This is a genomic window from Streptomyces sp. NPDC015661, assembly GCF_043077765.1.
Taxonomy (GTDB): domain Bacteria; phylum Actinomycetota; class Actinomycetes; order Streptomycetales; family Streptomycetaceae; genus Streptomyces.
The window spans coordinates 1-15,354 of sequence record NZ_JBIBST010000016.1 but is presented as its reverse complement, the minus strand read 5'-3'; the positions used below and the strand labels follow the sequence as shown (position 1 = coordinate 15,354).

Sequence of the window (15,354 nt, the reverse complement as noted above, 5' to 3'; positions counted from 1 at the left end):
CACCGTTAAGGGGCGGTGTTCCGTATGGCGAGATTGTTGTGTGAACGTGCGACGGACGGGCCCGGCGGAGCGGCTCGTGCTCCGGCCGTGTGGCCGTGCGCCCGGCCGTGCGCTCTCGTCCGCCGGGTGGGGGAGCGCTTCCATGAGTAGCGCGTGGGTCGGCCCGCTCGGCCGGGAGCGGAGTCCCGGATCAGTGGGCTGGGGGACACCGCCGCCCCATTCCCCGCGGGCGGCGGACGGCGCCGGGAGGCGGGAGCGCCTCCCGGGCTGCCGAGGACCGGCGTTCCGCCCGGACGCCCGCCGAAACCTCCGACGGGCATCGATATTTGGCCGAATGACGCCGGTGTGAAGCCGGTGTACCCGCGCTCGCCAACTGGCCCATGCCAGGGGCGCATTCGGCTTTCGCGCGCGTGCGCCCGGACACCGCCCCGTGCGCCGTTGTCGTGGCAGCATGTCCTCCACCGAAACGGATGTGGAGGCGCCGATGCGATGGCTGGTGGGCTGGAGCAGTGTCGCGGCGAGCTTCGCAACGACCGCGGCGGGCCGGGCGGGAGCGGCGAACGGCGCCTACGGCTCGTCCTCCCCGTACGACCCCGGATACGACCCGGGACCCGACCGCGCCGCCGAGGGGCGCACGGTGCAGCCGGTGGGCGCACAGCTCCTCTGGGGCGACCCCGACCCGCTCTGGGCGGTCGGCGACTGGCGCCCCGACGAGGTCCGCGTCGTGGCCGTCGACGACCACACCCGCCTCGCCGTCCTCGGCTGCTGCGCCGCGAGCGACGAGGAGCTGCGGATCGGCCTGCTCACCGCGCGCGGGGGCGCGTTGCGGCATCTGACCGCCTGGCCCGGCAGCTACACCGCCGTCGTGAAGACCGGCCGCCGCGTCACCGTCACCGGTGACCTCGCGGGCGCCCGGCCGGTGTTCCACACCCCGTGGGCGGGCGGCACCGCGTACGCCACCGCCGCCCTGCCGCTCGCCGACCTCGTCGAGGCCCAGCTCGACATCGGCCATCTCGCGGCCCTGCTCGCCTGCCCCGAGACCCCCGAGGCGCTGCGCGACTCCACCCCGTACGAAGGGGTCCGCCGGGTTCCGCCCGGTCACGCGCTGATCCTGCGGGAGGGCTCGCGCGAGATCACCGGCTACGAGCAGGTGGCCTCGCTCGCCGTCGCGGCCCCCGAGGCCGACCCGCGGCAGGCCGTCGAAGGGGTACGGGACGCCCTCGTCGAGGCCGTACGGGCCCGGCTCACCGCGCCCCGGCACGCGCCCGAGATGCCGCTCCCCGACCCCGGCCCGGTCCCCGGCATGGGTCCGGCCGACCGGCGCGCGGCCCGGGGCGCGGGCCCGGCGCCCGGCATCGGCGCCGACCTGTCCGGCGGCAGCGCCTCCGGCACGCTGGCCCTGCTCGCGGCGGGTCTCCCGGGGGTTCCGGGCACGATCATCGGGCTCGGCACGGGCGCGGGGGAGCGGCTGCTCGCCGTCACCTTCAACGACCTGGCGACGAGGGCCGGTGCGCGGCGCACGGCGGAGCTGGAGCGGGCCCGTGCGCTCGCCGCGGACCCGCGGCTGCACCACGTGGTCGTCGCGGGCGGCGAGGAGGCCCTGCCGTACGCGGCGCTGGACGGGCCGCTCACGGACGAGCCGGGCCCCGCCCTCGTCACGGCGGAACGGCACCGCAGGCGCCTCGCCGGCGGCAGCGCCGACCACTTCACCGGCATGGGCGCGAAGCAGGTCCTGGACGCGCACCCGGCGCGCCTGGCCGACCTGTTGATGGACCGCAGGCGCCGCTCCCTGGTGCGGCCGGTGACGGCACTGGCGAAGGCCTCGGGCCCGTCGGCGGGGTCGCTCCTGGTGCCGCTGACCGTCTACCGGGCGGCGCGGAAGCTGGCCCGTACCCCGTACCGGACGGGTCTGGAGGCGGCGGCCCGCCGGGTCCTGGAGGCGAACCGCACGGCCCCGGACGGCTTCGGCCCCCTGGAGGCCTCGCTCTCCGCGCTCGCGTGGTCGCGTCCGGGGCCGGCGGCGCGCTGGCTGACGGGCGAGGCCCTTGCTGAAGTATCGGTTCGTCTGAACCGGGCGGCGACGCTCCCGACGTCCGTCCAGCGCCCCGGCGAGGCACGCGCGCGTGCGGCCCTCGCCCGCGCGGCGGCCGACCACCGGGTCCTGGAGCAGGCGGCGGAGATCCGGGGCCAGCGCCTCCACGCCCCGTTCCTCGACAACCAGGTCGTACGGGCCTGCCGAGACCTCCCGGAATCGCTCCGGGTCCAGCCCGACGCCCGGGCCGGCGTCCTGCGCACCGTCCTGTCCGGCGCCGGCGTCCACGACCTCCCCCCGGGCTGGGGCGCCCCCCACCCGGCCGTCCCGGCCGCCGCCACGCGCACGGGCCTGCGCGCCGCGCTCCCCGAGCTCCTCGCCCTCTTCGACGCGCCGCTCCTCGCGGACGCGGGCCTGATCGAGGCCCGCGTGGTCCGCGAGGCCCTCCGCGCGGCGGCCGACGGCGCCCCCGTCCCCCTCGACGGCCTCGCCGACCTCGTCTCCACCGAACTCTGGCTCCGCCGCCTCCTCGCCCGCCGCGGCTCCTGCTGGACCAACACGACAGAACCCCGGGCCCACCGCGCGGTCCAGGTCCCCCTCCCCCTGGTCCGCACGACGAGATCCCTGCCGGCCTGAGGTCCGCCGAGCGGATGGAGCGTCACAGCACGCTCGTTCGAGCGAACGCGTTCCGGACTTCGACCCGAGCCCGGACCTAAGCTGAAACCGTCGCACCCGAGCGAAGGGCGACCGAGTCCAGAAGATCCGCGCCTACGCGCGCGCGGACATCCCGATCTACCTGCTCATCGACCGCGAGGCCGGCGAGGCCGTCGTCCGTTCCGGTCCCTCGGGCGACGACTACGGCCACAAGTCCCTCCACAAGCTGGGGACAGCCGTCCCGCTGCCCGCGCCCCTCGGCTTCGACCCGGACACCGGCGCCTTCTAGGGGACCCACCGGGGTAAACCCCGAGGCGTACCCCGTGCCCACCCGACACAATGGGCCGGTGCGGTATCTCATCCTCGGCACCACCGAGGCCCTTCGTCCCGACGGCACCCCGCTTCCCCTCGGCGGCGCCCGGCTGCGCGCCCTGCTCGCCGCCCTCGCGCTGCGCGGCGGACGCGCCGTCTCCGTCGGCGAGCTCGCCGACGACGTCTACGGGGACGACCCGCCGCAGGACGCCCCCGCCGCCCTCCAGGCCCTGGTCGGCCGCCTCCGCCGGATCCTCGGCCGGGAGGCCGTCGACTCCACCCCCGGTCCCGGCTACCGGCTCGCCGCCGGTCCCGACGACATCGACCTGTACGTCTTCCAGCGCCGGGTCAGGGAAGGCGCCGCCCGCCTCGACGCCGGCGACCCCGACACCGCCGCCGCCCTCCTCCGCGAGGCCCTCGGCCTCTTCCGGGGCCCCGCCCTCGCCGACCTGCCCGACCCGGCGGGCGTCCGCCCCGAGGCCCAGCGGCTCGCGGCGCTCCGGCAGCGCGTCGAGGCCGATCTGCGCCGGGGCGCCACCGACGGACTCGTACCGGAGCTGACCGAGCTCACCACCACGTACCCGTACGACGAGGCCTTCCGCGCCCAGCTCATCCGCGCCCTGCGGGCCGAGGGCCGCCACGCCGACGCCCTCACCGCGTACGAGTCGGCCCGCCGCACCCTCGCCGACGCCCTCGGCGCCGACCCGGGACCGGAACTCACCGCCCTCCACCAGGAACTCCTCACCGGCGCGCCCCCGCACCCGCCCGCGCCGACGCACCCCTCCGCGCCGGCCCGCCCGCCCGCGACGGACCCCGCCCCGAGCCGTACGGACCCGCCCGCCCCGCCGTCGACACCGGCGCCCGCGGACGAGCGACCCGCCCCCGAAGCCGGCAACATCCGCCCCCGGCTCACCTCCTTCGTCGGCCGTGAGCCCGAGCTCACCGCCCTCCACGCCGACCTGAACCGCTCCCGGCTCGTCACGCTCACCGGCCCCGGCGGCTCCGGCAAGACACGGCTCGCCGAGGAGGCCGCCCTCCGGGCCGTCGGCCCCGCCGCCTGGATCGCCGAACTCGCCCCCCTCGACGACCCCGACGCCCTCCCCGGCGCCGTCCTCTCCGCGCTCCGCCTCCGCGAGATCAACCTGATCACCCGCGACGGGGTGCCGCTCCAGGACGACCCCACCGCCCACCTCGTCGAGCACCTGGCCCGCCGACCGCTCCTCCTGGTCCTCGACAACTGCGAGCACGTGATCGACGCGGCCGCCGCCCTCGCCGAGACCCTCCTCACCCACTGCCCGCGGCTCCGCATCCTCGCCACCAGCCGTGAACCCCTCGGAGTCCCCGGCGAGGCGGTCCGCCCCGTCGAACCCCTCCCGCCCGACCCCGCCCACCGCCTCTTCGCCGAGCGGGCCCGCACCGTGCGCCCCTCCTTCGACCTCGCCAGGGACGGCGGCGAGGCCGTCGACGAGATCTGCCGCCGCCTCGACGGCCTGCCGCTCGCCATCGAACTGGCCGCCGCCCGGCTGCGCCTCCTCACCCCGCGCCAGATAGCCGACCGCCTCGACGACCGCTTCCTCCTCCTCACCTCCGGCTCGCGGACCGTCCTGCCCCGCCAGCAGACCCTCCGCGCCGTCGTCGACTGGTCCTGGGACCTGCTGGACCCGGCCGAGCGCACCCTGCTCCGCCAGGTGTCCGTCTTCGCCGGAGGCTGGGACCTCGCCGCCGCCGAGGCCCTCTCCCCGTACGCCGCCGACGCCCTGGGCGCCCTGGTCGACAAGTCCCTCGTCGTCGCCACCCCCACCGACGGCGGCGAGATGCGCTACCGGCTCCTGGAAACCATCCACGAGTACGCGACCGAGCGGGCCGCCGAGGAACCGGAGCTGCTCGCCGCCGCCGAGGCCGCCCACACCGCCCACTTCACCGCCCTCGCCGAGACCGCCGAGCCCCGGCTCCGTTCGGCGGAGCAGCTGCCGTGGATCGACCGTCTGGAGCGCGACCTCGACAACATCCGCGCCGCCCTGCACCGCACCCTGGTCTCGGCTCCCGACGAAGCCGCCGCGCTCCGGATCGTCTTCGCCGTGGGCTGGTTCTGGTGGCTGCGCAACTACCGCCCCGAGGGCCTGGCCTGGGTGGAGCGCGCGCTCGCGCTGGGCGAGGACCCGGACGACCCCGCCGACCCCCGCTACTGGCCCCGCTTGCACCTGCGCATGCTGCACTTCTTCCTCGCGGTCGAGAACAGCACGATGGGGGAGTTCAAGCAGCCGGAGATCCTCGCGGTCGTCAAGCGCGTCCGCGAGGCGTTCGGCACGGACCCCGGCCCCGAGTCGGCCCGCTTCCCCGGCCTGCTCTGGCCGTTCACCGCGGTCCTCACCGAGGATCCGGCCACGATCCGCGGCCTCCTCGACACCGCCGTCGACAACTGCCGCCGCCACGGCGGCGACTGGGAGCTCGGCGTCAGCCTCATGTTCCGCACGCACATGATCGTCGACATGCCCGGCGGCATGCCCGGCGTCGACGAGGCCCTGGCCGAACTCCGCGCCCTCGCCCGGCGCGTCGGAGACCGCTGGATGGGGGCCCAGATCGAGAGCGCGGCGGGCGAGGCCCACACGATGCGGGGCCGGCACGCGGACGCGGGCGAGGCGTACGAGGAGGCCCTCCGGCTCGCCCGCGAGGTCGGCGCCCACGCGGAGGCCCCGTTCCTCCTCGCCCGCCTGGCCGAACTGTCCTACCGCACCGGCGACCTGGAGACCGCCGAGCGGACCCTCGACGAGGCCGCCCGGGAGGCCGACCGCTACCGCGTACGGGACTCCCAGACGTACGTCTGCTTCCTCCGCGCCGCCTTCGCCCTCCACCGCCGGGACGTCGCCGAGGCCCGCGCCCAGCTGGAGGAGGCGGGCCGGACGGTCGCCATCGGCACCCCGCCCCCGCACTTCGAGGCGGCGGTGACCGGAATCGCCGCCCGCGTCGAGGCGTACGAGGGGAAGGGCGCGGCCGCCGTCGCCACGGCCATCACCGCGCTCCGCACCGCGCGGGACGCGCAGTGCGCGGACTTCGTCACCACGGGCCTGGGGGAGGTGCTCGCCGTCACCCTGGCCGAGGCGGACGAGGCCGATCTCGCGGTACGGGTCCTGGCCGCCGTCGACCACTGGCGCCGGGACACGCCCCGCTCGGTCCCCGAGCTGCAGGACAGCGAGTCCGTGACGGCCCGGGCGCTCGCACAGCTCGACGCGTCCGCCATGGCCAGGGCCCGCGCGGCCGGCACGGGCCTGGGGATCGACGAGGTCCTCGACCTCGTCGCCGCCTTCGCCCCGGCCCTGCCGGACCCCGAAAAGGCCGACGGCGCCGAAAAGGCCGAAAACGCCGACAACACCGTAAAGGCCGTCAGGAGCAGCTGATCCGGGACTCCGCCCAGTCGGCGACCGCGGCCCGGCCGAACGGCGTGTGGTCCTCCACCACGAGCCGGATCGTGGAGCGGCCCGAGATGTCGACGTGCACGGGGAGGGGCGGGTCGTCCGCGCGGACGACGTCGGAGCGCCAGAGCCGCTCCCCGTCCCCGTAGACGGAGAAGCGGACGCCGCCGACGCCGAGCTGGGCGCTCAGGTCGTCGATGCCGACGACCGCGTCGTAACTCGTGCACTGCCGGTTGAGGTCGATGAGCAGCGAGGACGGCGCATGGACGCTGACCCCGTGCGCGTACTGGGTGCCGCCGATGGACAGGCCGTTGCGCTGCCACATCCAGCTGCTGTCCGAGAGGGACACCTCGGGCTTGGTGCCGTCGCCGAAGATCCCGTACTGCAGCTCGTTGACCTGGTAGACGGACGGCGGCGCGGGCGGCGGGGCCGTCGGCTTCGGCGCGGGCTTCGCGGGGGGCGGTGTCGGCGTCGGCGTGGTCTTCGGGCTGGGCTTCGGGGACGGCGGCGGCGTCGTCGGCCTGGGCGTGGGCTTCGGCGGAGGCGTCGGCTCGGGACTGGGTTCCGGGGGCGGCGGGGGCGTCGGCTCGGAGGTGACGGCCGGGGCGGGGGGCGCGGGCTTCGGGGAGGGCTTAGCCGGGGGCGCGGGCTCCGGCGCGAGCGGGGTGACGACCGGCTGTGCGGGCCTGGGCGCGGCCACGGGCTGCGGGTCCCCGGCCATCGCCCAGACGAGACCGGCGGCCGCGGCGACCGCTATGGCCGCCGCGATACCGGCCTTCGCGGGCGCGCCGAGTCCCTCGGCGGCCGCACCGCCCGAGGCGGCGCCCCCGGAGGAGCCGGAGGCCGCGGCCGCGGCGCCCGCCCCGGCCGCGGCGGCGGTGCCGCCGGCGACGACGCCGGCGGCCTTGAGCGAGTACCCGGCGGCGAACCAGCCGATGACGGCGACCGGCAGGAGCGCGGGGATCCCGGCGTTCACATGGGCCAGCTCACCGGCGGCGAGCCGGCACTTGGCGCATTCGTCCAGGTGCTTGCGCAGTCCGCGCTCGGCCCGCATCCGCAGTCCGCCGCGCGCGTAGGCGCCGAGCCGGTCCGCGTAGCGGGCGCAGTCGCCGCCCGCGGTGAGGGACTGGCTGACGTGCGCCTGGAGGTAGGCCTGCTTGAGGCCCTCGCGGGCCCGGCTGGCGAGCACGGCCGTGGCGTTGGCGGTCAGTCCGAAGAGCGGGGCGACCTCGCTCGGGGACTCCTCCTCGACGGTGGTGTGCCACAGCACGGCCTGCCAGCGCTCGGGCAGCGAGCGGAAGGCCTGCATGGCGAGGGACTGCTCGGCCTCGTGCATGGCGCGGACGTCCGCGCCGAGGTCGAGGGTGTCCTGGTCGGAGACCTCGGAGGAGCGGGCGGCGTCCGCGGCGAACACCGCGAAGTCCTCGACGAGGTGCTCGCGCTTCTGGGTCCTGGCCCAGTTGGCGGCGACCCGCCGGACGGTGGTCATGAGGTAGGCGCGCACGGCCTGTTCGGGCCCGGCTCCGCCGCGGACCGCCTGGAGGGTGCGGGCGAAGACCTCGGCGGTGAGGTCGTCGGCGGTGTGCGCGTCCCGGCAGCAGGTCCTGGCGTAGCGGCGGACGGGGTCGGAGTGGCGGCGGAAGAGCTCCTCGTACGCGGAGTCGTCGCCGTCCCGCATGAGCTGGACGAGCTCGGCGTCGGAGGGCGGCAGTTCGAGCGGCGGTGGGAGGACGCCCTCGGGCTCGTGCCCGGGCTCGTGCGCGGACTCCCGCTCGTCGAGGTCGGCGTCCGCGTCGCGGTCCTCGCCCGCGCCCGGTCCGCTGGTTCCCGGTCCGGCGGCCGCCCCCGCGACGGCCGCGGCGCGGACACCCGGTCCGCCGGGCCTGCCCTCGCGCTGCTGCGGCACACTCGGGTCGAACGGGTCGCTCTGTACGGCCGACGTGCCGGAAAGGCCTCCCGGCCCGCCCTGGCTCGGAACCTGCCCGGAGGGAAGGTCCCCGGTCTCCGCGCCGCCGCCGCTGCCCAGCGGATCGTCCCGACCGTCACCGCTCATCGCGGAAGCCCCCGTAAGCACGCCCAGACCAGAATATTGGCCAAGCCTGCCACAGAGCGCGGGCATGCCGAAGCGCCCAGTCCACTTACCACTCGTCCGGGGCGACTTCATGTATCCGGGCGTAACCGCTCACACGTTCGTGTCATGCTCGTTGGTCCGCCCGGACCACGAAAACCGCGGCCGTGATGAAGAAGGAAGCGCGGGCTTCCTACCGGGAGCGCAGCCCCTCGAGAAGGATGTCGAGGAGCCGGGCCGAGGCGGCCGCCTGCTGCGCCGCGTCCGGCAGCGCCGGGGCGGCGGTGGCGATGACGAGGAGGACGTCCGCCACGGTCACGTCCGTCCGCAGCTCACCCGCCTCACGCGCCCGGTCGACCAGCCGGCCGACGACCTCCAGGAGCTCCGAGGCCCCCGCGTCGTCCCGCTCCTCGGCCGGCACACCGCGCGGCGCCACCACACGCGCGTCGCCCTGCTCGGCGACACCCCGCTGGTACGGCACCCGCGCCGCCTCGTCAGCGTCGTCCGCCCCGAGCGGCACCCCGGACTCGTCCACGCCCACCCGCAGCACCTGCGGCGGCAGGAGACGCCCCGCACCCGAGGCCACCGAGGTCCGCAGGAACCGGGAGAGCGCCGACCACGGCTCCTCCTCCTGGCCCAGCGCGGCCCGCGCCTGCTCGGTCAGCCGGGAGGTCTCCTCCTCGGCTATCCGCCGCACCAGCACGTCCTTGCTGGGGAAGCGGCGGTAGACGGTGCCGACCCCGACACGGGCGCGGCGCGCCACGTCCTCCATCGGAGCCCCGTAGCCGAGCTCGCCGAACACCTCGCGCGCGGCACGCAGCACGTGCTCCAGATTGCGCTGGGCGTCCACCCGCAGCGGAGCGGACCTGCCGCCCGCCACCGGCACGCCGTTGCGCGCCTCCGCCGTCCCCGGGGCATGCCCGTCGACGGTCGCCGTTCCGGCGCCCGACTGCCACCGTGAATCCTGAATCTGCATAAGCGTTCCCCCGCTCATGATGTCTCCCCCCGGAGACTCCCCGCCCTGAATACGGGGCCTCCGGCGGACGAGCGCTTTCGGTCCACGCGCGCCCGATCCGACACCCCGACGAAGTACGAACATAGTTGAGTCGGGGTCAATTCAGAAGGGGGAGTTCCGTACGGTGCGCCCCCCGATCGGAGCAAGGCCCGGAAGACTCCCGATTCCGACCCCTCTCCGAACCCGCCCCACCCGGTGTGACCTGCGCGGATCCCTCCGCGCCCCGCTTGCGCGCCACCCCGCGCCTCCGTACCCCTCCGGTCACACAATTTGCCGAGCCTGTGGACAAACCACGGACGGGGGTGCGTCATGGGACAGTGACCGAACCTGCGCGCATTCTCGTGGTCGGCGGTGGCTACGTCGGCATGTACACCGCGCTGCGCCTTCAGCGGCAGCTCGGGGCCGAGCTCAGAGCCGGCACCGCCGAGATCGTGGTGGTCACCCCCGAGCCGTACATGACGTACCAGCCGTTCCTGCCGGAGGCCGCGGCCGGCTCCATCTCCCCGCGCCACGTCGTCGTGCCGCTCCGCCGCGTCCTCGACCGCTGCCGCGTCGTCATCGGCGAGGTCCAGAGCATCGACCACGCCAAACGCACCGCGACCCTCGCCACCCTCGCCACCGCGGAGGAGGCCACCGGCCCCGTCGACATGACGTACGACGAGCTGGTCGTCGCGCCCGGCTCCGTCTCCCGCACCCTCCCGGTCCCCGGCCTGCTCGACCACGGCATCGGCTTCAAGACCGTCGAGGAGGCCATCGGCCTGCGCAACCACGTCATCGAGCAGATGGACATCGCCTCCTCCACCCGCGACCCCGCCCTCCGCGACGCCGCCCTCACCTTCGTCTTCGTCGGCGGCGGCTACGCCGGCGTGGAGGCCCTCGCCGAGCTGGAGGACATGGCCCGCTACACCGCGCGGTACTACCACAACGTCAAGCCCGAGGACCTGCGCTGGGTCCTCGTCGAGGCCTCCGACCGGATCCTCCCCGAGGTGGGCGAGGAGATGGGCCGGTACGCCGTCCGCGAGCTGCGCGGCCGGAACATCGACGTGCGCCTGGAGACCCGGCTCGAGTCCTGCGAGGACCGGATCGCCGTCCTCAGCGACGGCACCCGCCTGCCCACCCGCACCGTCGTCTGGACCGCCGGCGTGAAGCCCGCGCCCGTCCTCGCCGCCACCGACCTGCCCCTGAACGAACGCGGAAGGCTCCGCTGCACCCCCCAGCTCGCCGTCGAGGGCGCCCCGCACGCCTGGGCGGCCGGCGACGCCGCCGCCGTCCCCGACATCACGGCCGCGGAACCCGGCAAGGAGTGCGCGCCCAACGCCCAGCACGCCCTCCGCCAGGCCAAGGTCCTCGCCGAGAACATCGCGGCCTCCCTGCGCGGACAGCCGCTCAAGGAGTACGCGCACGCGTACGTGGGCTCCGTCGCCTCCCTCGGCCTCCACAAGGGAGTCGCCCACGTCTACGGACGCAAGCTCAAGGGATATCCGGCCTGGTTCATGCACCGCGCCTACCACCTCAGCCGCGTCCCGACCTTCAACCGAAAGGCCCGCGTCCTCGCCGAATGGACCCTGTCCGGCCTGTTCAAACGGGAGATCGTCTCCCTCGGCTCACTGGAACACCCCAGGGCCGAATTCGAACTCGCCGCCTCACCACCCCCCGGCGACGACGACAAGCCGCAGTCCTGACATCACTGTCAGTGCACTCGTCCACACTGGACGTGTGACCATAGGTGGGCTCACACCTGCACAGCGTGACTCTGCACGGCACCGACACCACGAGGCATACAGATCCGTGAACTTCACCCGTTGGAGCGCCCGGCTCCCCGGCACGCAGCGCCGCGCGGCGCGGGGGACCGAAGGCTCCGTGCCCGCCGCCCGCGGTGAGTACGGTCAGCAGTGGGAGCAGCCCACCGACAGCGCTGCCGAGGCCGCCGACGTCCCCGCCCTGGAGGACTTCTCCGTACGGGAGCTGCTCGGCCGCCTCCCCGGCCTCGTCGCCCTCGCGTACGGCCCGGAGCACCGCATCGCGTACGTGAACGACGCGTACGCCGCCGCCTTCGGCCCCCGCCCCGCCGGCGCCACCGTCGCCGACACCTGCCCTGAGGCCGAGGAGCTGGGCCTGCTGCCCCTCATGGACCAGGTGCTGCGCAGCGGAAAGCCCCGCACCGTGAAGTCCCGCCGCACCAAGGACGGCGGCTCGTACACGGTCACCTGCCTGCCCGTCGACAGCCCCCGCCTCGACGGCGGCGGCGTCCTCGTCCACGCCGCCGACGTCACCGACCACGCCGAGGCCGCCGAGCGGCTCCGCGCCAGCGAGCGCAGGCACCGGGAGACCGCCGTCACCCTCCAGCGCTCCCTGCTCCCGCAGGAACTGGAGCAGCCCGACGACCTCCGGATCGCCGCCACCTACCAGCCCGGCGTCGCGGACGCGGCCGTCGGCGGCGACTGGTACGACGTGATCACCCTCGGGGCCGGCCGCACCGCGCTCGTCATCGGCGACGTCATGGGCCGGGGCGTCCGCGCCGCCGCCGTCATGGGCCAGCTCCGCACCGCCGTCCGGGCCTACGCGCGCCTGGACCTGCCCCCGCACGAGGTCCTCCAGCTCCTCGACGGCCTCGCCGCCGAGATCGACGCCAGCCAGATCGCCACCTGTGTGTACGCGATCCACGACCCCAACGAGGGCAAGCTGGTGTACGCCTCCGCAGGCCACCTCCCGATCCTCGTACGGGACGAGGACGGCACCGTCCGCCGCGCCGAGGACCCGACGGGCCCGCCGCTCGGCACCGGCGGCTGGCTGCACGCCTCCGGCTCCATCGCCCTGCCGCCCGGCTCCACCGCCGTCCTCTACACGGACGGCCTGGTCGAGCGCCGCCGCGAGGACATCGACGAGGGCGTCGCCGCCCTGGCCCGCGCCCTCTCCGGCGCCAGCGGCACCCCGCAGGTGGTCTGCGACCGGATCCTGCGTTCCCTCGGCGTCACCGCCGAGCACGACGACGACGTCGCCGTCCTGGTCGTCCAGCACCCCTCCCGCAAGGGCGCGGACGCCGAGCTCTTCCACAACGCCGCCCTGGAACTGCTCGGCGGGGTGGAGGCCGCACCGCGCGCGCGTGCGTTCGCGTCCGGCGTCCTCTCCTCCTGGCGGTTCCCGGTCGAGCTCCGCGACCTGGGCGTCCTCGCCACCAGCGAGCTCGTGGCGAACTCCCTCCAGCACGGCACCCCGCCCATGCGCCTGCGGCTGCGCCGCACCGACCGCCGCCTGATCATCGAGGTCACGGACGGCGACGACCACCTGCCGCGCCGCCGCAGGGCGGAAACGGAGGACGAGGCGGGTCGCGGAATCTCGATCATCGCGACGATCGCCTCGTCCTGGGGAAGCCGCCGCACGCCGGGCGGCGGCAAAGCGGTCTGGTGCGAGTTCGCCCTGCCGGACTGATCCCGACTGATCCGGACTAGGCGGCGGCGGTCTCGCTCTCACGCACGGGCTCGTGCCGGACGACCACCTTCGACGGCTTGAGGGCCTGCGAAGGCTGGTCCTGCTCGGGGGTCAGCTGCCTGCCGAGCCGGATCGCCAGGAACGTGATCCCGAGCGAGAACAGCACGAAGGTCGCGATGTACGGACCGTGCAGCGCGGCCCCCATGGGCCCGCCCACGGCCGGACCGACGGCCAGCGCCAGCTGCTTCACCAGGGCGAAGGCCGAGTTGTACTGCCCGACCATCGACTCCGGCGCCAGATCCGCCACCAGCGGGGCCACGGTCGGCGACAGCATCGCCTCACCGAGCCCGAAGAGGGCGTACGTGGAGACGAACGCCGCCGTCGCCATGGCCTGGCTGCCGTGCCCGAGGCCCGCGTACCCGGCGATGAGCCACGCCACGGTCCAGATCAGCCCCACGGCCGCGATCACCCGGGTCCGCTTCCGGCGCTCCACGAACCGCAGCACCAGGAACTGGGCGACCACGATCACCGCCGTGTTGGCCGCGAGGGCGATGCCGAGCGTCGACGGCTGGATGCCGGCGGCCTCCGTGCCGTACGCCGCGAGGCCCGACTCGAACTGCCCGTAGCAGGCGAAGAACAGCACGAAGCCCAGGACGCACAGCTGCACCATCGCCTTGTGCCCGAGCAGCGCGCGGACACCGCCGCGCTTCCCGCCCTCGGACGGACGGGCGCCCTGGAGCGCCGGCGAGCCCGGCATCCGGACGGTCCCGACGATCGCGGCCAGCACCAGGAACATCGCCGCCTCGATCGAGAACAGCAGGATGAAGCTGCCCGGCCGGCTCGTGTCCACCAGCAGACCGCCGATCAGACCACCGATACCGAGACCCAGGTTCTGCAGGAAGAACTGCATCGCGAAGGCACGCGTACGACCGGAGGGCGACGAGCACCAGACGATCATCGTGGCGAGGGCCGGCTGGAGCACGGCCGTACCCGCACCGAGCAGCGCCGCGGCCCCCACGGCCGCCGGCACGCTGGAGGCGAAGCCCATCCCCACCGCACCCACGGCGGCGACGACCGAGGCCACCAGAAGCACGGGCACCGGCCCGCGCCGGTCGATGGCCCGCCCGCTGAAGGGCAGCACCACCAGTGCGGCCATGGCGAAGACGGCCAGCACGATGCCCGCCGTCGCAGCGCCCAGATCCCGCACCTGCGCCACGTACACATAGAGGTACGGCACGGTGAAGCCGAGTCCGAACGCGCTCAGCGCGCTGCCTGCCTGGATGCGGCGCATCGCTGCGCCCCTCGCCTTGGTCACACTCACCCACTTCGGTCGCGGGTTCAGAGCTGTACGCCTGAACCCTGAAGACTTCAACACTAAAGTTAACCTCTTAACAGTACACACCGAAGGACTTCAACGCCAACGAGGCCCGTGGGATACTCGCCGCATGTCCGACACCGCTCCCCAGGAGCCGAGCCTCGACGAGCAGATCGCCGCTTATCAGCGCGAGTACCGCGACCTCGACCCGCAGGTGGAGAAGGTCGTCTCCGCGCTCGGCCGGCTGAACCGCCGGATGAACGTGGCGTACGGCCGCCAGCTCGCCGACCTCGGCATCAGCAACGCCGAATGGGAGGTCCTCAAGACCCTGGTCCTCTCCGGGGAGCCCTACCGGCTGGGCCCCGGCGAGCTCGCCAAGCGTCTGGGCCTCACCCCGGCCGCGATGACCCACCGCATCGACCGCATGGCCGGCGAGGGCCTGGTCACCCGCGACCGCGACGAGAACAACCGCGTCCGCGTGATCGTCGAGCTCACCGACGAGGGCCGCTCGAAGTGGCTGGAGGCCATGCGCATGGCCACCTACTTCGAGGAGGACCTCCTCCAGGACCTCACGACGGAGGAGAAGGGCGTCCTCGGTGACGTCCTCATCCGCCTCCTCCGCCGGGTGGAGCTCACCCAGCCGGACGCCGGCGGCCGCCTGACGGACCTGGACTGACGCCACCTGAAGAGGCGCCCGACAGGGCGCCGGACAGGCGCCGGGCGGGGGTTGACACGCCCCTCCTGGATGCGTAGTGTTCTCCGAGTTGTCACGGAGCCGGAACGGTTCTTCGACGACCAATCCCGCCGCAGATGCGGCACCTCTACTCAGCACGAACTCCCCACCGGGATGAATTTCGGCATGCCGAAATTCATTTCGAATGACTCGATTATGAGTCGCCGGGGAAACCCGCTAGAGTTTGAGACGTCGGAACGGCCCAACAGCCGGAAAGACAAACCCCCCTGACTGGGAATCAGACGCCGAAAGGATCTGATAGAGTCGGAAACGCCGGAAGGGCCCGGAGCGAAAGCGAAAGGGACCGGAAAGCACCGAGGAAATCGGATCGGAAAGATCTGATAGAGTCGGAAACGAAGGAAGCGCCCGGAGGGCCTGGAAACAGG

Annotated in this window: 8 protein-coding genes; 5 read left to right on the top strand and 3 right to left on the bottom strand. The window is 74.4% G+C overall.

Annotated elements, in window-relative coordinates:
* Positions 1-484: 484 nt before the first annotated feature.
* Positions 485-2,668 (top strand): asparagine synthase-related protein, encoded by a 2,184-nt coding sequence (locus ACF07V_RS33565; RefSeq protein WP_392159605.1) that lies wholly within the window; start codon positions 485-487, stop codon positions 2,666-2,668.
* A 365-nt stretch (positions 2,669-3,033) separates the two neighbouring features.
* A complete protein-coding gene (locus ACF07V_RS33560) occupies positions 3,034-6,393 on the top strand; it encodes an ATP-binding protein (RefSeq protein WP_392159469.1) in 3,360 nt (1,119 codons plus the stop codon).
* Here the strand turns inward: ACF07V_RS33560 and ACF07V_RS33555 are convergent.
* Positions 6,380-8,461, bottom strand: a complete 2,082-nt coding sequence (locus ACF07V_RS33555) for a sigma-70 family RNA polymerase sigma factor (RefSeq protein WP_392159468.1) — start codon at positions 8,459-8,461, stop codon at positions 6,380-6,382. The two genes, ACF07V_RS33560 and ACF07V_RS33555, sit on opposite strands and share 14 nt — an antisense overlap.
* A gap of 208 nt (positions 8,462-8,669) precedes the next feature.
* Positions 8,670-9,452: a TetR/AcrR family transcriptional regulator gene (locus ACF07V_RS33550; protein ID WP_392159467.1), complete on the bottom strand. Its 783-nt coding sequence runs from the start codon at positions 9,450-9,452 to the stop codon at positions 8,670-8,672.
* Between the two features lie 356 nt (positions 9,453-9,808).
* Between ACF07V_RS33550 and ACF07V_RS33545 the strand changes: the two genes are divergently transcribed.
* Both ACF07V_RS33545 and ACF07V_RS33540 read left to right on the top strand, forming a co-directional pair.
* A complete protein-coding gene (locus ACF07V_RS33545) occupies positions 9,809-11,173 on the top strand; it encodes an NAD(P)/FAD-dependent oxidoreductase (protein ID WP_392159466.1) in 1,365 nt (454 codons plus the stop codon).
* A gap of 106 nt (positions 11,174-11,279) precedes the next feature.
* Positions 11,280-12,920, top strand: a complete 1,641-nt coding sequence (locus ACF07V_RS33540; protein WP_392159465.1) for a SpoIIE family protein phosphatase — start codon at positions 11,280-11,282, stop codon at positions 12,918-12,920.
* 16 nt (positions 12,921-12,936) lie between these two features.
* Here the strand turns inward: ACF07V_RS33540 and ACF07V_RS33535 are convergent, their stop codons facing one another.
* Positions 12,937-14,211, bottom strand: a complete 1,275-nt coding sequence (locus ACF07V_RS33535; protein ID WP_392159464.1) for an MFS transporter — start codon at positions 14,209-14,211, stop codon at positions 12,937-12,939.
* A 154-nt stretch (positions 14,212-14,365) separates the two neighbouring features.
* On the opposite strand from ACF07V_RS33535, the gene ACF07V_RS33530 reads away from it, so the two are divergent.
* On the top strand, positions 14,366-14,911 hold the full coding sequence (locus tag ACF07V_RS33530) for a MarR family winged helix-turn-helix transcriptional regulator (RefSeq protein WP_392159463.1): 546 nt from the start codon (positions 14,366-14,368) through the stop codon (positions 14,909-14,911).
* Positions 14,912-15,354 lie beyond the last annotated feature (443 nt).